The sequence below is a fragment of the Labrys sp. (in: a-proteobacteria) genome (assembly GCF_047605565.1).
In the GTDB taxonomy this organism is placed as follows: domain Bacteria; phylum Pseudomonadota; class Alphaproteobacteria; order Rhizobiales; family Labraceae; genus Labrys; species Labrys neptuniae.
This window is the reverse complement of record NZ_JASGFM010000068.1, coordinates 1-19,043: the sequence shown is the minus strand read 5'-3', so window position 1 is coordinate 19,043 and position 19,043 is coordinate 1. Positions and strand designations below refer to the sequence as shown.

Sequence of the window (19,043 nt, the reverse complement as noted above, 5' to 3'; positions counted from 1 at the left end):
GCCGTCAGGCGGGCGAGGCTGCTCCCGGGATGAGCGAGGGCGGCTTCGCGCGCACGCCGGTCGAGCGCGGTGCCGGCGGCGAAAGCCTCGAAGCAGCCAGCGGCGCCGCAACTGCAGCGCGGCTCGTCTCCGGCCGGGTGGCATTTCCGCGCCAGGCGGAAATGGCCGACATGAGCCGTCATGCCGCGCCTGCCATGCAGGAGCCGGCCGTCGCTGACTACGCCGCCGCCGATGCCGGTGGAGACGGTGACATAGAGGAGATGGTCGAGACCGCGGCCGGCGCCGAAGCGCCATTCGCCGTAGCAGGCGGCGATGGCGTCGCCCTCCAGCACCACCGGCCGGCCGAGCGCGGCGGCAAGTTCGTCGCGCAGGGGAAAGTTCTCCCAGCCGGGCAGGGTCGGGATGTGGATGAAGGTGCCGGTGAGGCTGTCGAGCGGCCCCGGAGCGCAGACGCCGATACCGGAGAGCGAGCCGAGGCTCTTGTCGTCGGTGACTTCCTCGATGAGGTTGCGGAATTGCGCCATCACGGCGGCTGGGCCGCCGGCGACATCCGTGCGGGTCGCGGCGCGCCTGAGCACGGTGCCGGTATCATCAACGAGGGCGGCGCGTACCTGGGTGCCGCCGAGATCGATGCCGATGGCGCGCCGATACATGGGTCAGGGCTCCCGCTCGAGGCCGTGGACCCAGGCGATGCGGGCGGCCAGATCCGGTGCGCCGAAGGCCAGCGACCCCATCACGATGGTCTCGGCGCCGGCTAGGCGCAGATTGGGCACGGTGTGCTCGCGATTGCCGCCATCGGAGGCAAGGATGATGCGGCGACCGGCCAAGTCATCGTTCAGGTAGTCGGCGATCAGCTTGCGGGCTTCGCGCAGCCGCGCCAGGGCCGAATCGTCGAGGCCGACGCCCTTGATGCCGATCAGGGTGCCGAGAAGGGTCAGCATATCCAGGCGGTCGAGGAAGGGTTCGGCCGCCGCGACCGGTGTGTGGAGCTGCAGCACCATGCCGGTGGCAAGGCCGTGCTCGCGGATACGGGCGAGGGCGGCATCGGCATTGGCGTTCTCGGCATGGATGCTGATCAGGTCGGCGCCGGCTTCGGCGAACTGGTCGATCTGGTCGAGGAGGATGTCGTCCGTCGTCATCAGATGGACGTGAATGGGCTTGGCGGTCACCTTGCGCACCGCCGCGGTCAGGTCCGGGAAGTAGAGCAGGGCCGGCGAGAAATGGCCGTCGGCGACGTCGACATGGAAGATGTCGACATGGCGCTCGACCCTGGCGATGTCCTCGGCGAGGCGGCCGAGGTCGGCCGACCACAGCGAGAATTCGGCAAGGAGGCGGTCGGCAGGCAGGGCCTCGAGCCAGCCGGGAGCGGGTTTCATGCGGGGGTCTCCGAAAGGAACTGCGCCAGAGTGGCGCGAAAATCCTGGACGTAGCGTGGCTTGTCCAGCGCCTTGGGGGTGATGCGGGCGAGCCGGGCGCCCGGAATGAGCGCGGCGAGCGTTTCGGCATGGCCGAGCGGGTGGATGGCGTCGACTTCGGTGCCGATGACGAGCGTCGGAATCCTCAGGGCTGCGATATCGGTGCGGGAGACGCCGGGTCCATCGGCCGAAATGCGGGCGAGCAGGGCCGCGGTGACGGCCTGGGGCTCTCGCGTAAAGAAGCCGCGCAGCGAGGCGAGGTTGTCCGGCGCACCAGCGGCAAGATCGCGCGCCGTATCGGAGGTCTCGAACAGCGCCCTTGCTTCGGCGGCCTCGTGGCCCGCAAGCAGCGCGCCGACCTGGGCATTGGGCGCCATATTGGCGGGGGCGGCCTCCGCAATCCAGGCCGGCCGGGCCAGCACCAGGGCCCGCACCAGCTCCGGCCTGGTGACGGCGAGGCGCAGGGCGATCGCCGCACCCATGGAAATGCCGCCGAGGACGGCGGGGCCGAGCGCCAGGCTGTCGAGCCAGCCCGCCAGGTCGTCGGCGAAGGTGGCGATCGAAAGAAGCCCGGGGTCGCCGGCTTCGGAGCCACCATGGCCTCGGCATTCCAGCGTGAGGCAGCGGGCCGGCAGCTCGAAGGGAAAGACCTCGGCCGGCTGGGCGGCATCCCCGCACAGGCCGTGCTGGAAGACCACAGGCATGCCGCTGCCGCGGTCATGCACGGCGAGGCGGAGGCCATGGCGCTGGAAGACGCTCATGTCAGCTGCTCCGCGACTTATCTTCCCTTCTCCACCTGCGGGAGAAGGTGGCACGAAGTGCCGGATGAGGGGTTTCGCTACGCTGGCTGGCCATGGCGAGACCCCTCATCCGCTTGCCAGCACCTTCTCCCGCAAGGGGAGAAGGAGATGTCGCGTGGCGTTCGGCGCTTGTCGTCATGAAATCCCCGCCAGCTTCCGGCCGAGGAACGCGGCCACCTCTGCCGCCTCAGCGGCGGCAAGGCCGTGGGTGACCAGCGGCCCGTCGAAGCCGATGCGGGCCAGGCCGGCGAGATAATGGTCATAGTCGAGCACGCCCTTGCCGGCCGTGGTGAAGCCGCCGGCCGCGTCCCTGTCCTTGGCATGGGCCATGACGATGCGGTCGGCCAGGAGGTCGATGGCCTCGGAGACCAGGCGCTGCTGCTCGGCAAGCGAAGCGACCTCGAAGAGATTGGCCGGGTCGAGGATGATCTTCAGCCGGGGGCTTGCCATCTCGTCGATGATCGCCCGGGCCTTGGCGGCGGAATCGATGACATTGGCCAGTTCCGGCTCGATGCCGAGATCGATATCGTGCCGCTCGGCGATATCGAGGGCCGTTTCCAGGCTGGTGGCGAGATCGCGCCAGGCCTCCGGCGCGGCGTTGTCGGGATGGCCGCGCCATTGGTCGTCCGGGTCGCGCGTGCCGGTGCATAGCGTCAGCAGGCGGGTGCCCATGCCATGGGCCGCGCCAGCGATGACTTCAAGGCTGTCATGGCCGCGCCAGCGCTGGGCCGGATCGGGATGGATCATGTTGTAGGTTGCGGAGACGGCGGCAATCTCGAGATTCTGGTCGAGGGCTGCGGCATGGACCGACTCGGCGATGCCGTTGGGGATGGTCTCCGGCATGGCGGGCAGGCCCGAACAGGCCATGTTGTATTGCACGCTGCCATAGCCCGCCGCGCGGGCAGCCGCCATCACCGTTCCCGGTTCACTGCCGGGGAAGGTCTTGGCAAAGATGCCGAGCCGCATCACAGCTCTCCCTTGACGTCGGCGAGCCGCACGGCGCGGCCCTCGCGGACGGATTGGGCGATGGCGATCATCGCCCGGACAGAGGCGACGCCGTCCTCGATGTCGGCGCCGCGCATCGGCGCGCCCTTGAGGATGACGTCGGCGAAGCCCTCGAGCTGGCGGCGATAGAAATGACCGTCCGCGCCGAGGACGCGGGTGGTGGCGCCGTCCTTTTCATGGAAGATGTCGACGTCGCTGCTCTTGTAGTACCAGGGGTTATAGGTCTTGCCGAGCACGCTGCCATGCTCGCCATAGATCTGGAAGCCTTCGTGCCAATCCATGCGCACTGATACGGTGAGGTCGAGATGGCCGAGCGTGCCGTTGGCGAAGGCAAGGTCGACGAACCAGCAGCGCGCGCCGAAGCGCTCGGAGAAACGGGCCTCGACCTCGACGATCTCGCCGCCGAAATAACGGGCGGTGTCGACGAGATGGCTGCCATGGGCGAGCATGTAATAGCGCTGGAGGTCGGCCTTGGGGTCGGCGGCCGGCCTGCGCGCCTGCTTGCTGGTGACGATCAGGGGCTGGACCGCATCTGTCATCGGGTAACGGTGCGTCGAATCGCAATACCAAGCCTTGAGGGCGAGCATCTCACCCATTTCCGTATCGATGAAGGCCTTGGCGGCTTCGAGGCCGGCATCGAAGCGCTTCATATGGCCGACCTGCAACACCTTGCCGCTGGCAGCCACGGCGCTGCGCAAGGTTTCCACCTCCTCGACGCCGATGCCGACAGGCTTTTCGCTGAGCACGTGCTTGCCCGCTTCCAACGCGGCGATCGAGGCCGGTACGTGGAAGGCGTCCGAGGTCGCCACGATGACCGCATCGAGCTCGGGATCGGACAGCATGGCAGCATAGTCCGAAAAGGTCTTTTCGGGCTTGTGGGTCCAGGCCATGCGCTCCAGCAGGTCGGGCGCAACGTCGCAGATGGCATAGAGATCGGCGTTGCGGGCCTTGGTGCAACTTTCGAAATGGGCCGCCTGGGCGATCGGGCCGCAGCCCAGCACGCCGACCTTGAGGCGGCGCTCTTCCTTCTTCGGCATCAGGGCTTCCTGTGTTTTCTATAATTTATTTATTATCTAAACAAATATGAAGTGCAAGGCTTTTGCTGCTGTCGTCCCCGGGCATGGCAGGGGTGCTTTGGCGCTTTGGGAAAATGCCTCCAGCCAGGCAAACGTTCGTCCTCAATAGTTTGGCCCATGGCAAAGCGTGTTTGAGCCGGACGCGTCTTCTGCTCTTACTGTCAGTACCAAGGCGTCCTCGTGTTTCCGGAGCGTTTTGCGATTTGGCGGAATCGCCAAGGATGGCAAAGACGCTTCAGCCGATCCGCAGGATTGGCCTGGAACTAAAGAGTGAGAGTAAACCAGTGTTTCCGTCTAAACGCGCTTTGCTCTAAAGCGTTTTGCGATTTGGTGGAATCACCAAGAATCGCAAAGACGCGTCGGAACAAAGAGTTAGAGCAAATGGGCGTTCGCGCTTGAACGCACTTTGCTTTAGGTGATTCGGTCGAATCGCAAAGCCATTCTAGAGATTCGGGCGGAGGCGACACCATGGCTGACCAGACCTTCGCGCGTTATGTGAACGAGCGGCGCATTCTCACCCAGCTGCGCCTGCAGGGAGCGATGCCTCGGGCCGAACTTGCCCGGCGTCTCGGCCTGACCCCCGCCACCATCACCAATCTGGTCGAGAATCTTACGGCCAGTTCCCTCCTGGTCGAGCGGCGCACCTCTCGCGAGGACAATGCGCGCCGGGATGTCGGTCGGCCCGGCGTCGATATCGCCCTCAATCCGAGCGGCGGCTATTTCCTCGGAGCCGAGATCGGCGTCGGCGTGGTGCGCTTTGCCCTGATCGACCTGGCGCTGGGAGTGGTCGACAGCCGCACGGCGCGCCTGGCCCATCCGGTCGGTCCGGAGGCAGCTGTTGATGCCATCGCCACCTATGCCCGCGGCTTGGCGCAGCCTTTGCGTTCCATCGGCATCACCGTGCCCGGCCTGGTGCGCTCGGATGGCTATGTCGTGCATCTGCCCATGCTGGGCTGGAAGGATCTCAACCTGAAGGCATTGGCCGAGAAGGCGCTCAGCGCGCCCGTCTTCGTCGAGAACAATGCCCACGCTGCCGCCTTCGGCGAAGTCTATACCCAACCCGGACTGCAGGCCGACGCCATCGTCTATCTCAAGCTCGGAGCCGGGTGCGGCGGGGCGGCCATCGTCAACGGGCGGCTCGTCCGCGGAGCTGAGGGCACCGGCAACGAGTTCGGCCATATCCGCATCCGCGAAGCGGGGCCGCGCTGCTCCTGCGGGCAGCAGGGCTGCCTGGAGAGCTTCGTCAACATCGCCGCGCTCGATCGTTTCTATCGGCCGGGGCAGGGCTTCGGCGTCGATTCTCTTTCCGCCTTGCCGGCCATGGTGGCGGCTGCCGCCCAGGCCGGCGATCGCGGTGCCGGCGCGGCCATGGACGAACTCGCCAGCCACCTCATCATCGGGCTGACCTCGCTCGCCAACATCTTCAACCCCTCGACGATCGTGCTCGGGGGCGCCATGCGCCCTGTGCTCGCCGCCCGCCTTGATCGACTATCGCAAGCCGTCGGCGCTGGTATCGTGCCGGGCATGACCAGGCCGCAGATCCGTCTTTCGACCCTGGGCGAAATGGAATGCGCCATCGGCGCCGCCACCATCGCCCATCACCAGGATTTCGACGTCTCCAACATCGAGATCGGCAGTTGATGCCCGAAGATCAGGATGTTTCCTCGTCGATCTGAACCTGCGCTGCCTGCTGCGTGCCATTGATGGTTGCCGCGCCATAGAAGCCGAGTGCCGAGGCGGCGACGCAGAGCACCACGGACACACCGACATTGATCAGGGCGCGCAGCGGCATGTTCATGTGCAGGAGTTCGAAGGTCTGCAGGCTGAAGGACGAGAAGGTGGTGAAACCGCCGCAGATGCCGACCATGAAGAACAGCCGCCAGAGATCGGGCAGGGGCGCCCGGCCATTGGCGAGGGTCAGCGTGCCGAAGAAGGTGATGGCGAAGGAGCCGGCGATGTTGATGAGAATGGTCGCCCAGGGCAGGTTTTCGCTGTAGGGCGCCATCCACAAACCGATCCAATAGCGGCCGACGGAGCCGATGGCGCCGCCGATGGCGATCATGATGGTGTTGGCGAGCACGGGTGACATGGATGCTCCGAAAATTCGGTGAGAGAGATGAAGATTTCGGCGGCAATAGGCTGGTCTGATGAGGATAGCCGGGCTTAGGCCCAATGCGGATCACCTAGCAAGGAACCACTACGATTTGTCATAGCCGGGCTTGACCCGGCTATCCAGAAACCCGCGACTTGACCGGGCTCCGGGCTGGATTGCCGGGTCAAGCCCGGCAATGACAAGGGTAGTGCAAACTTGAAGGCGCTCGCGTGAATGGTATTGGGTTTAGGCCACCGCCAATCTGAAATCCCGACACTCCGTGATTCAGGGCGGAATCAGCCCCAGCCGCCAGGCGATGGCAAGGCCGATCAGGCCGAGGACAGCCAAAATCAGCCAGATGCGCAGGAGGAGAAGCGGGATCGGCCGTCCTGGCCGCGAAGGGCGCATGGCATACCTCCAGGGAGATCGCTGCGGCACTTCGACGAAAGCGGGAGTTGGAACGAACTCCTACCGGCGCCAAGCACCTGGTAGGAGTCATCAGCCTTGCGGCGGTTTGGGGGGACTCCATCCCCATGTCCCCACATTACGGCCTGGGCCCCAGCGGGGTCAAGCTGCCGGAGACAGTTCCAGCCGCCGTGTGATGCCAATGGCCTCCAGAAAGCTCTCGTCATGGCTGACCACCAGCAGGGCGCCATCATAGGCGCGCAGGCCTGCTTCCACCGCCTCGATCGCATCGATGTCGAGATGGTTGGTCGGCTCGTCCAGGATCAGCAATGGCGGCGGCCGCTCTCCGCCCAGGACGCAGGCGAGGCCGGCCCGCAGCATCTGCCCGCCGCTGAGGCTGCCGGTCTTCTGGAGAGCCGCGTCCGCCCGGAACATGAAGCGGGCCAGGGCCGAACGGCAGGTATTCTCGTCCGATCGCGGATTGAGCCGCTTGAAATTGTCGCGGATCGTCTCGCTCGGGTCGAGCACGCTCACCTCCTGGTCGAGCAGCGCGAAGCCGGGCAGGACCCAGACATGGCCGGCCTGGGGTTGCAGCCGCCCGGTGACCAGGCCGAGCAGTGTCGTCTTGCCGCTGCCATTCGCACCGGTCACGGCGACGCGCTGGGGCCCTGCGAGGGTGAAGCGGAGGTCGTCCAGGACAGGCCGAAGCGGCTCGTAGCCAAAACGCAGCGCATCGAGGCGCAGGACCACCTTGTCGGCGGGCAGACCCGTGGACGCGAGTTTCACCGACAAGGGTTGCAGGATCTCGAGGCGTTCGCGCGCCTTGTAGAGAGCTTCGCTCGCCTGTGACTGCTGCCGTTCGGCCAGGCGGGCTCCCGCGCCTCCGCTCTTTTCGCTGCGTTCCTTCTTCGCGTCGAGCAGCAGCAGGGGGGCATCGCCCTTGGTTCGCGCCTTGCGGCCCGCGCTGTCCTTGCGTGCCTTGCGTTCGGCGGCGATCTGGGCCTTGCGCTCGGCTTCATCAAGCCGCTTCTCGGCCTCGCCCAGATCATGGCGGACTGCCGCCAGCTCCAGGGCCTTGCGTGCCCGGTACTGGCTCCAATTGCCGCCATAGACGCTGGCGCCGAGCGAGGTCAGCTCGACGATGGCATCCATGGCCTCGAGCAGTTCGCGGTCGTGGCTGACCACCACCGCCCCGCCGCGCCAGCCGGCGAGGAGATCGATGACGGCCTTTCGGCCCTCGCGGTCGAGATTGTTGGTCGGCTCGTCCAGCAGCAGGAAGTCCGGCTCGGCGAAGACCAGCGCCGCCAGGCCGATCCGCGTGCGCTGCCCGCCCGACAATGTCGTCAGAGGGGTATCGGGTTCGATCGGCAGGCCGACCCGGGCGAAGGCCGCGGCGAGACGGGCCTCCAGGGTCCAGTCGGCGGTGACGAGATCTTCGGCGGAGGCAAGGCCGGCTTCCGCGCGGGCAAGCAAGGCGAGGGCCTGCGTTACGCCGAAGAGGTCGGCGACAGTCTCATCCGGTCCGACTTGGACGACCTGACGCAGGCGTCCCAGGCTGCCATGGACGATGACACGGCCGGAACGGGGCTGGAGATCCCCTGCTATCAGTTTGAGTAAGGTCGTCTTGCCGACGCCGTTGCGGCCGACGAAGCCGGACCGTTCGGGGCCGACGCTCAGGTCGAGCCCGGAGAACAGTGCATGGCCGTCAGGCGTGGACCAGGAGAGATTGGAGAGCGTAATCGAAGCAGGCATGAGAATGGATGATCCCTGACACAAGGCAAAGCGGTGTTGCGGTCAGGTTCAGATCCATTGCTTCTCACTCACTGGGGTGGCCGACGTCTCCTATCTAGGAGAGTGGGCGAGCTCGCGCAAGGTCGCCGAAGATCGGATTCGCCCGCAGGCGTTCCACGGCGAAATCGACGAAGGAGCGCACCTTGGCGGAGGGAGCCCGGCCGCCGGCATGCACGATATGGATCGGCACCGGCTCTTCCTCGAACTCGGTCAGCACGGTGCGCAGCGCGCCTTCTCGCAGGGCCGTGTCGACCTGATAGGCGAAAACGCGCACCAGCCCCCAGCCGGAGATGGCAGCCGAGATCCCCGATTCGTTGAGGTTGCACATCAGCCGCGGCTGGATGCCGACATGGATCTTTTCGTCGCGGCCGAAGCGCCATTCCAGTCGAGGCCAGGCACCGATCCTGGCGATGACGCTGTGACCGGCTAGGTCGGCGGGACTGCGCGGCTCGCCATGTTCGGCGAGATAGGCGGGAGAGGCGCAGATCACCCGCCGCATGCTGCCGACCCGGATCGCCGTCAGTTCCGAATCCGGCAAATGGCTGATGCGGATGGCAACGTCCATGCCTTCCTCGACCAGATTGGTGATGCGGTCGAGGAACAGGGTCTGCGCGCTGACGACCGGATGCCGGCCGAGATAATCCATCACCACGGGCAGGATATGGAGCTGGCCGAACATCACGGGCGCGGTGACGACCAGCGTGCCCGTCGGCGTGGTGTAGGAGCCGGCGGCAGCCGCTTCGGCGTCGGCAAGGTCGGCCAGGATGCGCTGGCAGTCATGCAGGTAGCGCTCTCCGGTCTCCGTGAGCTTGAGCGACCGGGTGGTGCGCACCAGAAGCTGCGCGCCAATGGCATCTTCGAGAAAGGCGACGGACCGGGTGACTGCGGGCGGGCTCATGAACAGGCGGCGGGCGGCCTCGGCGAAGCCGCCGCTCTCGGCCACCTTCACGAAGACCCGCATGGCCTGCCAGCGATCCATGAACTTCCCTCTGCTATCGCGGTCGAATGATTATTTCAATATTGGGAATGATGTCTTGCATGCAATCCATATTCTCTATCCCAGTCGAAATGATCAAAATCCTCCTACGACGCCGGCATTGGCGAGGAGGTTACCTATGAAGCTCTATCACTATCCCCTGTCGGGCCATTCCCATCGGGCCCACTTGTTTCTGTCGCTGGTGGGCGTGCCCCATGAACTGGTGGATGTCGACCTGAAGGCCGGCGAACACAAGAGGCCGGATTTCCTCAAGCTCAACACGCTGGGCCAGGTACCGGTTCTCGACGATGGCGGCGTCATCGTGCCGGATTCGCTCGCCATCATCGTCTATGTCGCCCGCAAGCTCGGCCTGGAGAGCTGGCTGCCGACCGAGCCGGCCGCCGCGGCAGCCGTGCAACGCTGGTTCTCGGTCGCGGCCGGCCAGCTCCGGATGGGCCCGGCCGCCGCTCGCCTGATCACGGTTTTCGGAGCCAAATATGACATCGAGCAGACCTTGGCGGCGGCTCATGCCATTCTCGGACTAATCGACCAGGAATTGGTCGGACACGACTGGATCGTTCTCGATCGCCCGACCGCTGCCGATGTGGCCCTCTACAGCTATATCGCCTCGGCCCCCGAGGGGAATGTCGATCTGACGCCCTATGCGCAGATCGGCGCGTGGTTGCGGCGGGTCGAGGCCCTGCCGGGCTTCGTGCCGTTCCAGAAGACCGCTATCGGGCTGGCCGCCTGAGGCGGCTCCGTCTCATCGCAAAACGCTTTCGAAAGGCAAATGTCATGGATGGCAATGTGCCTGTCGCCGCGGATTCACCGTGGCATCAGGGCGAGCTCGCCCTGCAGCGCCGGGCGGGAGCCGCCGAGCGCATGGATGTGGTCGGGCGGCGCGTGCTGCGTGACCATCTGATCGAGCAGCATCGCGATTTCTACCCGTTGCTTCCCTTCATCGTCGTCGGTGCCGCCGATCGTGCCGGCGAGATCTGGGCAACGATCCTGGCCGGCCGGCCGGGGTTCCTCCATTCGCCCGAGCCCCACGCGCTGCATGTGGCAGCCATGGCGGATCCTGCCGACCCTGCGGCTTCCGGCCTGGAGGATGGTGCCGCGATCGGCCTGCTCGGCATCGAGCTGCATACGAGGCGGCGCAACCGGCTCAACGGCACGGTGCGGCGCACGGGCCCGGACGCCTTCGACGTCGGGGTCGGCGAGAGCTTCGGCAATTGCCCGCGCTATATCCGCTTGCGCGACTTCAGCTTCGCTCGCGATCCGGCCGCGGCTTCCACGCTGCCGGTCCGGCGCTTCGATCGCATCGAAGGCCCTGCGGCGGCTCTGATCGCCGGCGCCGAGACACTCTTCATCGCGTCTTCGGTGGTGGGCGCGGCCGGCCACCGGCAGGTCGACGTCTCCCATCGCGGCGGCCGGCCGGGCTTCGTGGCGGTACAGGACGACGGCAGCCTGCTGATGCCGGATTTTGCCGGCAATCTCTTCTTCAACACGCTGGGCAACATCCTGGTCGATCCGTGCTGCGGCTTCACTTTCGTCGATTTCGCGACGGGAGACCTGCTCCAGCTCTCGGGAGACGGCGAGGTGATCCTGGAGGGGCCGGAGATCGCCGCCTTCGAAGGCGCCGAGCAATTGCTGCGCTTTCGGCCCAGGCAGATCATATTGAGGCCGGGCGCTTTGCCGCTGCGCTGGCATTCGCCCGAAGATGGTGCCTCGCCGCACTCGCTGGCGACGGGGAGCTGGGACGAGGCGAGCGCCCTGCTGAAAACGGTCTTCAGGCAACCTTGAGCAGGACGATCAGCGCGTAGCTGATCACGCCGAGAGCGAGCAGGGACAAAATCACCGTCGAGGTCACCCGCGGGCCGGCCTTGGCGACGGCTCGGATGTCGACGGTGAGGCCGAGCGCGGCCATCGAGATGATGGTGAGCGTATTGGCGGCCGAGGCGATCGGCTGGAGCGAGGCCTGTGGCAGGAGGCCGAAGGAGCGCAGAGCCATCATGGCCAGGAAGCCGATGATGAACCAGGGCACGATCTGGCTGAGGCGAGGACGTGCCTGGGCGGACGTGCCTGCTGCCGAGGCGTCCGCCTTGCGCCGGATATCGCTGATCAGGGCCAGAATCACGATGACCGGGCCGAGCATCAGCACGCGGGCGAGCTTGACCAGGGTGCCGATCTGCACGCTGAGGGCGGCGACGGGCGCGGTCGCGGCCAGAACCTGCGGCACGGCATAGACGGTCAATCCGGCGAAGACGCCATATTGGCCCGGCGTGAGGTCGAGCGCCGGCACCAGCAGCGGCAGGCCGATCACGGCGACCACGCCGAGCACGGCGGTGAAGGCGATCGAGGCGGCAACGTCCTTGCCGTTGGCGCCGATCACCGGTGCCGTCGCTGCGATGGCGGAGTTGCCGCAGATCGAATTGCCGCAGGCGACCAGCAGGGCCATGTTGTGCGGCAGGCCGAAGGCGCGGCCGATGCCGAAGCTCAGCATGATCGACACCATCACCACGCCGGCAATGCCCGCCATCAGGCCGAGCCCGGCATCGGCGATGGCGGCAGCGCTGACGGAAGCGCCGAGCAGGACGACGGCGACCTCCAGCAGGGTCTTGGCGCCGAAGGTGATGCCGCGATCGAAGCGGGCATGCGGCTGGGCGAAGGTACGGATCAGGGCGCCGATCAGGATGGCGAGAACGAGAGCCTCCAGCCAGGCCTTGCCGAACAGCTTGGTCTCGATGAGCTCGGCGGCCATGGCGAGGGCTGTGACGACGATGCACAGGCCTGCGCCAGGAAGAATCCCGCGAAGTCCCGTCCTATCGCTCAACCGGCTGCCGTGTTTGCTGCTCATGATCCACCTGCAATTCACAGGTTTCTTCTGCCTTATTGGCTCTGTTCAATCCATTTCAAAATAGTGTAGAAATCATTCGATAAAATCGAATGGTTTTGCGATGACCCTGGAGCAGCTCAGAATTTTTGTGGCGGTCGCCGAACGTGAACACCTGACGCAGGCCGCGGGCGAACTGCATCTGACGCCTTCGGCCGTCAGCTCGGCCATCCGCGTGCTGGAGGATCGTTACGGCGCGGCTTTGTTCCATCGCGTCGGCCGCCGCATCGAGATGACGCCGGGCGGGCGGGAGTTCCTGCCCACGGCGCGGGCGACGCTCGCTTCGGCCAAGGCGGCGGAGCTGGCTTTGTCCGAACTTGGTAGCGGCGCGCGCGGCTCGCTTGTCGTGCATGCCAGCCAGACCATTGCAAGCTATTGGGTGGCGCCCTTCCTGGCGCGCTATCATGACGTGCATCCGCATGTCGATCTCAGGCTGGAGATCGGCAACACCCAGAGCGTTACCCAGGCCGTGCTGGAAGGGGCGGCCGAGATCGGCTTCATCGAGGGCGCCATCGACGAGCCGGCCCTGGCGGTGCAGACGGTGGCGCATGACCGGTTGATCGTGGTGGTGGCGCCGGGCCATCCCTGGGCCGACGGGCGTACGGTGCGGCCCTATGACATCGCCACCGCGCGCTGGATCATGCGCGAGGAAGGGTCCGGCACCCGCTCTGTCTTCGAGGAGGCCTTGCGGGCGCGGGACGTCGACCCAGGCGCCCTCGAGATCGCTCTGGTGCTGCCCTCGAACGAGGCCGTGCGTTCGGCCGTGCGCTCGGGGCCATTTGCCACCGTGATGTCGGAACTCGTCGCGGCGCCCGATTTGCAGGCGGGGCGGCTGGTGCGGATCGCCTTCGACATGCCGCCGCGGGCTTTCCGCATGCTGCGCCACCGCGAGCGCTACCGCACCAAGGCCTCGCAGATGCTGGAGATGGTGATCACCCAGACCGGCGGGTGAGATCGTCTCTCAGCCGCCGCTGGTCGCGGGGAGCCGGGTCAGCCAATAGCCGCCGGCGAGAATCGTGAGGCAGCCGAACGCGGCCTTGAGATCGGGAACCTCGCCGAAGGCGAGGAGGCCGAGCAGGGCGGCGAACACGATCCAGCTATAGCCGATCGGCCCGGCCACCGCGATGTCGGCGAGCCGATAGCCCCTGATGTTGCAATATTGGGCGAGGATCGCCACCGGCCCGAGCATCAGGCAGGCCAGGATCGGGCCAGGCCCGATACTCTTCCAGCTCAACCAAGCCGGCACCAGCATCAGGAGGAAGCTGAACAGGTTGACATGGGCCAGCATGGAGAGCGGGGTATCGCCCTTGGTCAGCCGTTTCACATAGATGATCTCGAAGGCCATCAGCACGGCGCCGAGCAGGGCCATCGCGGCGGGAACGGTGACGTCGCCGAACGATGTGGCGGCCGAGTGCTGGCCGATCACCACCGCGAGCGCCCCGAGGCCGCAGGTGAGGCCGGCTAGCCAATGGCGCCAGCCCACGGTCTCACCCAGCATGACCACGGCAAGCGCGACCACGAAGATGCCTTCGAGCAGGCCGATGGCGCTGGCGGCGGCAACCGGCATGTGGGCGGCGGCATAGATGGCCGACAGGCCGCCGAAACAGCCGAAGCAGGCGCGCAGGAAATGCTGGCCCGGCTGCGGGCTGCGCAGGGCAGTGAGGGACTGCCCGCCGGCCTTGGCCACGACGAGTGTGGTGACGAAGCCGCTGGCATAGCGAAGTACGAGGATCTACGGAATCGCGAGCATGGGGCCGGCAAAACGGCCGGAGGCGAAGATCAGGGTGAACAGGGCGGTGCCGACCAGGAGCCAGAGGGCGCCCTTGGCATTGGCACTCATGCCGGCTGTCCCGGCCAGCGGCGTTGATTTTGCTGCAATCGTCATGCTTGATGAGGTCACAGATTTCATCCCTGCAAACAAACGCGTTCTTTGATTGCTGCATGAGGAAAATCGATGCAGACGCCTCGCCGTCTTCCGTCCCTCAACGCTGTGCGCGTCTTCGAGGCAGCGGCTCGCCTCGGCAGCCTGAAAGCGGCCGGCGAGGAATTGGGCGTGACGGCCAGCGCCGTCAGCCATCAGGTGCGCCACCTTGAGGAAGGGCTCGGCGTGCGCCTGTTCGCCCGTTCGAACAATGCCATCGAGCTGACGGCGGAGGGCGCGCGTTTTGCGGCGGCGACCGCGCCGGCGCTCGACATGATCGCGGCGGCGGCTTCCGCGCTGCAGCGCGACGCCAATGAGGTCCTCGTGCGCGCCTCGGTGTCGCTCGCCCTGCGCTGGCTGATTCCGCGCCTCGGCCGCTTCCGCCAGGCTCATCCTTCCATCCGCGTCCGCCTGGAGACACCGGTCTCGGCAATGGCCGACCATGACGACATCGATCTCGTCATCGGCTATTCCCGCGCGGAAAATCCTGTCCAGGGGGGAGCGGTGCTGTTCGACGATGTCTGCGTCGTGGTGGCGGCACCCGAGGTTGCCGCCCGCTATCGCGATGCCGGTGCCGCGGAACTGGCCGGCTCGGGAGCCCTGATTTCGGCGACGCAGGACGATTGGGACTGGCGTCGCTGGGCCGAGGTCCATGGCGTCGACTGGCGCGAGGTGCGCATGGCCAATCGCTTCGAGATCGACGATGCGGCCTGGGAGGCGGCGAGTGCGGGCCTTGGCATGACTCTGGCCTCGCCGCGCCTGATCGAGCGGGAACTGCGCAACGGCCTGCTGGCCGTGGTCGGCCCGCAGGACGGGTTGCTGCTCGGCAATTACTGGGTGCGGGCCCGCCCGCCCATTCGACGGGGTGCGGAACTCTTCCTGGCCTGGCTGCTGGAGACCGCGGCCGAAGTCGCCTGAGAAGCGCGGCCGGGCGGCAAAGCCCCACCCTTGTCGGGGAAGCGATTGGAGCGCAAGCTCGCAGGGAGCCGCAGCTCATCTCTGTCTCGAAACTGGCGACCAGGGGGATCGCGCCATGTCGGAAGTCATCAGCATCAAGGGTCTGGAACTGCGCTTCCTGCATAGCAAGGCGGACACGCAGGGCAGCCTCGACATGTTCGAGATGATCGTCCAGCCGCACGCCCGCATGCCGGTCGCGCATTATCACGAAAGCTGGGACGAAACGGTCTATGGCCTCGAAGGCAAGATGACCTTCCGAATCGGAGATGGTGAAGTTGGATTGAGCGTGGGAGAGACGCTCTTCATCCCGCGCGGCACCGTCCACGCCTTCCGCAATGACGGACAGGAGCCGGCGACCTGTCTCGTCGTGCTGACGCCTGGCGTGCTCGGCATCGACTATTTCCGCGAAGTGGCGGCACTGCTGGCGTCCGACACGCCCGATCTTGCGCAAATGGGTGCCATCATGCGCCGCTACGGGCTGATACCCGCTCCCTTGAATTGAAGCGCGTTCTATTTGCCGATCGGCAGCAGTTCCAGGAAGGCTCGGCCGGCGGGGCTGATGTCCTGCTTGCGGACGGAGGCATGCAGGTCGCGGCGCAGCGGCGGGGTCAGCCGGCGGACTGCGAGGCCGCTGGTGTCGTCCGGCAGCGTGAGGTCGGGCATCACGGTGAGGCCGATGCCCTCGCGCACCATGCCGAAGATGGTGGCATTGTCACGCACCAGGAACAATATGTTCGGCTTGCTGCGGGCTGCCGCCAGTGCGTCGTCGAGTTGGCGGTTGCCGCCGCCGCCCGAGAAGATGGCGCGCTCGCCATCGATGGCGTCCAGGCCGATCGAGGCGTTCTTGGCCAGGGGATGGCCGCCGGGCAGGATCAGCACGAAATCGTCATTGGCGACAATGGTATTGTCGAGGTCGGGGTGAGGCTCGCCGCTGATGCCGATATCGACGGCATCGGCGAGCACCCAGTCATTCACTTCCTCGTCGGTGCCCAGATGCAGGGTGATACCCGCTTGCGGATAGAGCGCCCGGAACGGTTTGAGCCAACCAGGCAGCAATCTCGCCGCCGCGCTCTGCACCGAGCCGATGCGCAGCGTCGTGCCGGAGAGCTTGTCGCTGGCCTTGGTGACGGCGGCCAGGCGCTGTGCGCCCGCCAACAGGGCCTGGGCCTCCGCGAAGGCGGCCTCACCGAGATCGGTGAGCTTCACGCCCACGCGCGTGCGGATCAGCAGCTTGGCGCCGAGAGCATCCTCCAGCCCGGCGATCGCCTGGCTCACGGCCGATTGGGTGAGATGGATGCGCTGGGCGGCGGCAGTGAAACCGCCGGTCTCCGCTGCGGCGACGAAACAGCGCAATTGGGTGAACGTGATATTAGGATGCATGATCGCTGAAGCTTGGCAGAACAGTTGTCCTAATATGATCTGTGCCTGCCGACTTGCCTAGGATTACGGTTGCATCTGAATAAAAGAGTGCGGGCCATGCGGAGTGTCGGCCTCCTTGCCGACATCCTGGTCGCCGACGAGCACGTTTTTTCACGATGTCGGCCAGGAGGCCGACACTCCGCATTTCCTTCGGATGAAAACTGCAGCCATCGTGCTGGGGCGGGCCGTCACCGCCTCTTCGCGACGAGCCGGGTGCGCTGGCTGGCACTTTGCGCTATGACGAGGCGTGAAACGAGGGATCGGGCAGGGGTGATGGCTGACGCGGCAGCGCCCGAAGACAGGCCGGAACTTGGGGTTGCAATGGCCGTCAGGAGAAGCTCGCGCACGCTATGGCGGCGCCTCGTCATGGTTGCGATCGGGCTCGCGGCCCTGCCCGTGGTGCTCACCATCCTCTATACGGTGGTGCCGCCGATCTCGCTGCCCATGCTGGGACGCTATCTCACCGGCCAAGCCGTCGACCGGCGCTGGACGCCGATCGAAAACATCGCGCCGGTCGCCCGCTTCTCGGTGATGGCCTCCGAGGATGGCCAGTTCTGCCGTCACTGGGGCGTCGATTTCGGCGCCATCGCGGATGTGCTGGAACGCGGCGGCGAAAAGGGCCCTTCGCGCGGCGCCTCCACCATCGCGATGCAGACGGTGAAGAATCTCTATCTGTGGCCGCTGCCGACCTTCGCCCGCAAGCCGCTCGAGGTGCCGCTGGCCGTGTGGACCGACCTGGTCTGGTCGAAGAAGCGCGTGCTGGAGGTCTATCTCAACGTGGCGGAATGGGGAGACGGCATCTACGGTATCGAGGCGGCAGCCCAGCATTATTTCAAGAAGCCGGCCTCCAGGCTCAATGCCCGCGAGGCGGCCCAGCTCGCCGTGGTGCTGCCCAATCCGATCCGCCGCAGCGCCGGCTCGCCGACGCGGCGCCTGCGCAACCTGGCCGGCCTGATCGTCAACCGCGCCCGCAACTCGTCCGGCTATTTCGACTGTGTGAGATAAGGTATGCACCTCCGCGGTCCCGGCCGCGCTATTTCCCGGACGAAAGATTCTCGCGCCAGCCTCTTTCTTCCTGAGTTCTCTTCCTGTATAGGCTGCGCCTTCAATCGATTTTGTCATCGGCCTGTCGTGACTGTCACGGCATCCGCACGCCACGAAGAAGATACCCCAATGGCTGTTCCGAAGCGAAAAACCTCCCGCATGAAGCGCGGCTTCCGCCGTTCCGCTGATGCCCTCAAGGCCCCGACCTATGTCGAGGACAAGGATTCGGGCGAACTGCGCCGTCCGCATCATGTCGATCTGAAGACCGGCATGTATCGCGGCCGCCAGATCCTGACCCAGAAGTCCGACGCCTGAGATTGCACGCGGTTCTCCGCGCGGCATCTCGTCCGGGCCGGCTGATTGCCGGCCCTTTTGTTTGTCTTGAGTACGGGCGCCGGGACGGGGCCCGGAACTTTTCGTGCACTGAAACACGGGACCTGACGCGCGGGCGTGTGGCCGAATCCGACCTCCGATCCGGGATGGCGGAAGGTGTCCTCGCCGCTCTCATTCGAGAACCGTGACAAACGGGGCGGGTTCTGCCGGTGGATTGAGGTTTTTTCGCCGCGTTTTCGGTGTTTCCCTCTTGTTGCGTCGGCCAAGCCTGTGTGTTAGGTGAGCGCTCGTGTTGCAGGGGCGGGACCTTGTCCTTCCTGCAACCGTGAGGAAATTCAACATATCCGCCAAGGGGTTGGGCGGTCGGGTGCGGGGAATCCCGGCTGGACTGCTGTTCTCCCGAAGTGGTTTCAGCAGAGAGACACGCGGTGGCAGGGGAAGAACCGATCGTATCCGGCATGGCAAGCCGCTATGCCAATGCCTTGTTCGAGCTCGCCAGTGAGCAGAACGCCATCGATTCCGTTGCAGCCGATCTTGGCCGTTTCAATGGCCTCGTCGAGGAAAGCGCCGATCTCAAGCGCCTCGTCCGCAGCCCCGTCTTTTCCTCCGAAGAGCAGACCAAAGCCGTAACGGCCGTGCTCGAGCGCGCCGGCATCGGTGGTATTGCCGCCAATTTCATCAAGCTTGCCGCCCATAACCGCCGCCTCTTCGCGGTTGGCGACATGATCTCCGCCTTCACCGCGCTGGTCGCCAAGGCGCGCGGACAGGCGAGCGCCGAAGTCACGGCGGCCCAGCCGCTCTCCGACGACAATCTCAATGTCCTCAAGGACTCGCTCAAGAGCGCGACCGGCAAGGACATCTCCCTCAACGTCAAGGTCGACCCGAGCCTGATCGGCGGTCTGATCGTCAAGATCGG

Annotated in this window: 21 protein-coding genes and 1 riboswitch; of the genes, 9 read left to right on the top strand and 12 right to left on the bottom strand. The window is 65.9% G+C overall.

The window, feature by feature from the left end:
• From QM672_RS31565 to QM672_RS31545, 5 genes are all read right to left on the bottom strand, one after another.
• Positions 1-653: ROK family protein (locus QM672_RS31565; protein ID WP_415087275.1), on the bottom strand; the 653-nt coding region annotated here is incomplete at its 3' end.
• A gap of 3 nt (positions 654-656) precedes the next feature.
• Positions 657-1,376 carry a ribulose-phosphate 3-epimerase gene (locus QM672_RS31560; protein WP_415087274.1) on the bottom strand — a complete coding sequence of 240 codons (720 nt, stop codon included), beginning with the start codon at positions 1,374-1,376 and terminating at the stop codon, positions 657-659.
• The gene (locus tag QM672_RS31555; protein WP_415087273.1) at positions 1,373-2,176 is read right to left on the bottom strand and encodes an alpha/beta fold hydrolase; all 804 of its coding nucleotides are present in this window, start codon (positions 2,174-2,176) and stop codon (positions 1,373-1,375) included. Before QM672_RS31555 ends, QM672_RS31560 begins: the two co-directional genes overlap by 4 nt.
• A 174-nt stretch (positions 2,177-2,350) precedes the next feature.
• Entirely contained in the window at positions 2,351-3,181 is an 831-nt protein-coding gene (locus QM672_RS31550; RefSeq protein WP_415087272.1) for a sugar phosphate isomerase/epimerase family protein, read from the bottom strand.
• Entirely contained in the window at positions 3,181-4,257 is a 1,077-nt protein-coding gene (locus tag QM672_RS31545) for a Gfo/Idh/MocA family protein (RefSeq protein ID WP_415087271.1), read from the bottom strand. The genes QM672_RS31550 and QM672_RS31545 overlap by 1 nt, the downstream gene beginning before the upstream one ends.
• A gap of 507 nt (positions 4,258-4,764) precedes the next feature.
• Here QM672_RS31545 and QM672_RS31540 point away from each other — a divergent pair.
• Positions 4,765-5,937 (top strand): ROK family protein, encoded by a 1,173-nt coding sequence (locus QM672_RS31540; protein WP_415087270.1) that lies wholly within the window; start codon positions 4,765-4,767, stop codon positions 5,935-5,937.
• A 10-nt stretch (positions 5,938-5,947) separates the two neighbouring features.
• Here QM672_RS31540 and crcB read toward each other — a convergent pair whose 3' ends face one another.
• The 4 genes from crcB to QM672_RS31520 all read right to left on the bottom strand — a co-directional run bounded on the left by crcB (position 5,948) and on the right by QM672_RS31520 (position 9,563).
• On the bottom strand, positions 5,948-6,385 hold the full coding sequence (gene crcB / locus QM672_RS31535; protein WP_415087269.1) for a fluoride efflux transporter CrcB: 438 nt from the start codon (positions 6,383-6,385) through the stop codon (positions 5,948-5,950).
• 288 nt (positions 6,386-6,673) lie between these two features.
• Complete coding sequence (locus QM672_RS31530) at positions 6,674-6,796, bottom strand: hypothetical protein (RefSeq protein ID WP_311934608.1); 123 nt, start codon at positions 6,794-6,796, stop codon at positions 6,674-6,676.
• A gap of 74 nt (positions 6,797-6,870) precedes the next feature.
• Positions 6,871-6,930: riboswitch (Fluoride riboswitch) on the bottom strand.
• 25 nt (positions 6,931-6,955) lie between these two features.
• Positions 6,956-8,545, bottom strand: coding sequence for an ABC-F family ATP-binding cassette domain-containing protein (locus QM672_RS31525; protein WP_367626665.1), 1,590 nt, complete (start codon positions 8,543-8,545; stop codon positions 6,956-6,958).
• Between the two features lie 94 nt (positions 8,546-8,639).
• A complete protein-coding gene (locus QM672_RS31520) occupies positions 8,640-9,563 on the bottom strand; it encodes a LysR family transcriptional regulator (RefSeq protein WP_415087268.1) in 924 nt (307 codons plus the stop codon).
• A 136-nt stretch (positions 9,564-9,699) separates the two neighbouring features.
• Between QM672_RS31520 and QM672_RS31515 the strand changes: the two genes are divergently transcribed.
• Both QM672_RS31515 and QM672_RS31510 read left to right on the top strand, forming a co-directional pair.
• A complete protein-coding gene (locus QM672_RS31515; RefSeq protein WP_367626664.1) occupies positions 9,700-10,311 on the top strand; it encodes a glutathione S-transferase family protein in 612 nt (203 codons plus the stop codon).
• A gap of 44 nt (positions 10,312-10,355) precedes the next feature.
• Positions 10,356-11,363, top strand: a complete 1,008-nt coding sequence (locus QM672_RS31510; RefSeq protein WP_415087267.1) for a pyridoxamine 5'-phosphate oxidase family protein — start codon at positions 10,356-10,358, stop codon at positions 11,361-11,363.
• Here QM672_RS31510 and QM672_RS31505 read toward each other — a convergent pair.
• Positions 11,350-12,417, bottom strand: coding sequence for a YeiH family protein (locus tag QM672_RS31505; RefSeq protein WP_415087266.1), 1,068 nt, complete (start codon positions 12,415-12,417; stop codon positions 11,350-11,352). The genes QM672_RS31510 and QM672_RS31505 overlap by 14 nt on opposite strands.
• Before the next feature lie 100 nt (positions 12,418-12,517).
• Here QM672_RS31505 and QM672_RS31500 point away from each other — a divergent pair, with 100 nt between their 5' ends.
• Positions 12,518-13,405 carry a LysR family transcriptional regulator gene (locus tag QM672_RS31500; protein WP_311934614.1) on the top strand — a complete coding sequence of 296 codons (888 nt, stop codon included), beginning with the start codon at positions 12,518-12,520 and terminating at the stop codon, positions 13,403-13,405.
• Between the two features lie 9 nt (positions 13,406-13,414).
• Here QM672_RS31500 and QM672_RS31495 read toward each other — a convergent pair whose 3' ends face one another.
• Positions 13,415-14,185 carry a DMT family transporter gene (locus QM672_RS31495; RefSeq protein WP_415087277.1) on the bottom strand — a complete coding sequence of 257 codons (771 nt, stop codon included), beginning with the start codon at positions 14,183-14,185 and terminating at the stop codon, positions 13,415-13,417.
• Between the two features lie 222 nt (positions 14,186-14,407).
• On the opposite strand from QM672_RS31495, the gene QM672_RS31490 reads away from it, so the two are divergent.
• Both QM672_RS31490 and QM672_RS31485 read left to right on the top strand, forming a co-directional pair.
• Positions 14,408-15,292, top strand: a complete 885-nt coding sequence (locus tag QM672_RS31490) for a LysR substrate-binding domain-containing protein (protein WP_311934616.1) — start codon at positions 14,408-14,410, stop codon at positions 15,290-15,292.
• 115 nt (positions 15,293-15,407) lie between these two features.
• Positions 15,408-15,833, top strand: a complete 426-nt coding sequence (locus QM672_RS31485) for a cupin domain-containing protein (RefSeq protein WP_311934617.1) — start codon at positions 15,408-15,410, stop codon at positions 15,831-15,833.
• Between the two features lie 8 nt (positions 15,834-15,841).
• Here the strand turns inward: QM672_RS31485 and QM672_RS31480 are convergent, their stop codons facing one another.
• A complete protein-coding gene (locus tag QM672_RS31480) occupies positions 15,842-16,711 on the bottom strand; it encodes a LysR family transcriptional regulator (protein WP_311934618.1) in 870 nt (289 codons plus the stop codon).
• Between the two features lie 312 nt (positions 16,712-17,023).
• On the opposite strand from QM672_RS31480, the gene QM672_RS31475 reads away from it, so the two are divergent.
• The 3 genes from QM672_RS31475 to QM672_RS31465 form a co-directional block, all read left to right on the top strand.
• Positions 17,024-17,755 (top strand): transglycosylase domain-containing protein, encoded by a 732-nt coding sequence (locus QM672_RS31475; RefSeq protein WP_311934619.1) that lies wholly within the window; start codon positions 17,024-17,026, stop codon positions 17,753-17,755.
• A 168-nt stretch (positions 17,756-17,923) separates the two neighbouring features.
• Complete coding sequence (gene rpmF, locus QM672_RS31470; protein WP_068294749.1) at positions 17,924-18,109, top strand: 50S ribosomal protein L32; 186 nt, start codon at positions 17,924-17,926, stop codon at positions 18,107-18,109.
• A gap of 476 nt (positions 18,110-18,585) precedes the next feature.
• Positions 18,586-19,043, top strand: a 458-nt coding sequence (locus QM672_RS31465; RefSeq protein ID WP_415087276.1) for a F0F1 ATP synthase subunit delta, incomplete at its 3' end; no start/stop codon positions are given.

What these genes read in the sequence shown, in the direction of transcription:
- QM672_RS31505 (WP_415087266.1), bottom strand. Translation starts at nt 12,417, where the DNA reads ATGAGCAGCAAACACGGCAGCCGGTTGAGCGATAGGACGGGACTTCGC.
- QM672_RS31525 (WP_367626665.1), bottom strand. Translation starts at nt 8,545, where the DNA reads ATGCCTGCTTCGATTACGCTCTCCAATCTCTCCTGGTCCACGCCTGAC.
- QM672_RS31545 (WP_415087271.1), bottom strand. Translation starts at nt 4,257, where the DNA reads ATGCCGAAGAAGGAAGAGCGCCGCCTCAAGGTCGGCGTGCTGGGCTGC.
- QM672_RS31480 (WP_311934618.1), bottom strand. Translation starts at nt 16,711, where the DNA reads ATGCATCCTAATATCACGTTCACCCAATTGCGCTGTTTCGTCGCCGCA.
- crcB (WP_415087269.1), bottom strand. Translation starts at nt 6,385, where the DNA reads ATGTCACCCGTGCTCGCCAACACCATCATGATCGCCATCGGCGGCGCC.
- QM672_RS31500 (WP_311934614.1), top strand. Translation starts at nt 12,518, where the DNA reads ATGACCCTGGAGCAGCTCAGAATTTTTGTGGCGGTCGCCGAACGTGAA.
- QM672_RS31540 (WP_415087270.1), top strand. Translation starts at nt 4,765, where the DNA reads ATGGCTGACCAGACCTTCGCGCGTTATGTGAACGAGCGGCGCATTCTC.
- QM672_RS31485 (WP_311934617.1), top strand. Translation starts at nt 15,408, where the DNA reads ATGTCGGAAGTCATCAGCATCAAGGGTCTGGAACTGCGCTTCCTGCAT.
- rpmF (WP_068294749.1), top strand. Translation starts at nt 17,924, where the DNA reads ATGGCTGTTCCGAAGCGAAAAACCTCCCGCATGAAGCGCGGCTTCCGC.
- QM672_RS31510 (WP_415087267.1), top strand. Translation starts at nt 10,356, where the DNA reads ATGGATGGCAATGTGCCTGTCGCCGCGGATTCACCGTGGCATCAGGGC.
- QM672_RS31530 (WP_311934608.1), bottom strand. Translation starts at nt 6,796, where the DNA reads ATGCGCCCTTCGCGGCCAGGACGGCCGATCCCGCTTCTCCTCCTGCGC.
- QM672_RS31490 (WP_311934616.1), top strand. Translation starts at nt 14,408, where the DNA reads ATGCAGACGCCTCGCCGTCTTCCGTCCCTCAACGCTGTGCGCGTCTTC.
- QM672_RS31560 (WP_415087274.1), bottom strand. Translation starts at nt 1,376, where the DNA reads ATGAAACCCGCTCCCGGCTGGCTCGAGGCCCTGCCTGCCGACCGCCTC.
- QM672_RS31520 (WP_415087268.1), bottom strand. Translation starts at nt 9,563, where the DNA reads ATGGATCGCTGGCAGGCCATGCGGGTCTTCGTGAAGGTGGCCGAGAGC.
- QM672_RS31550 (WP_415087272.1), bottom strand. Translation starts at nt 3,181, where the DNA reads ATGCGGCTCGGCATCTTTGCCAAGACCTTCCCCGGCAGTGAACCGGGA.
- QM672_RS31515 (WP_367626664.1), top strand. Translation starts at nt 9,700, where the DNA reads ATGAAGCTCTATCACTATCCCCTGTCGGGCCATTCCCATCGGGCCCAC.
- QM672_RS31475 (WP_311934619.1), top strand. Translation starts at nt 17,024, where the DNA reads ATGGCTGACGCGGCAGCGCCCGAAGACAGGCCGGAACTTGGGGTTGCA.
- QM672_RS31555 (WP_415087273.1), bottom strand. Translation starts at nt 2,176, where the DNA reads ATGAGCGTCTTCCAGCGCCATGGCCTCCGCCTCGCCGTGCATGACCGC.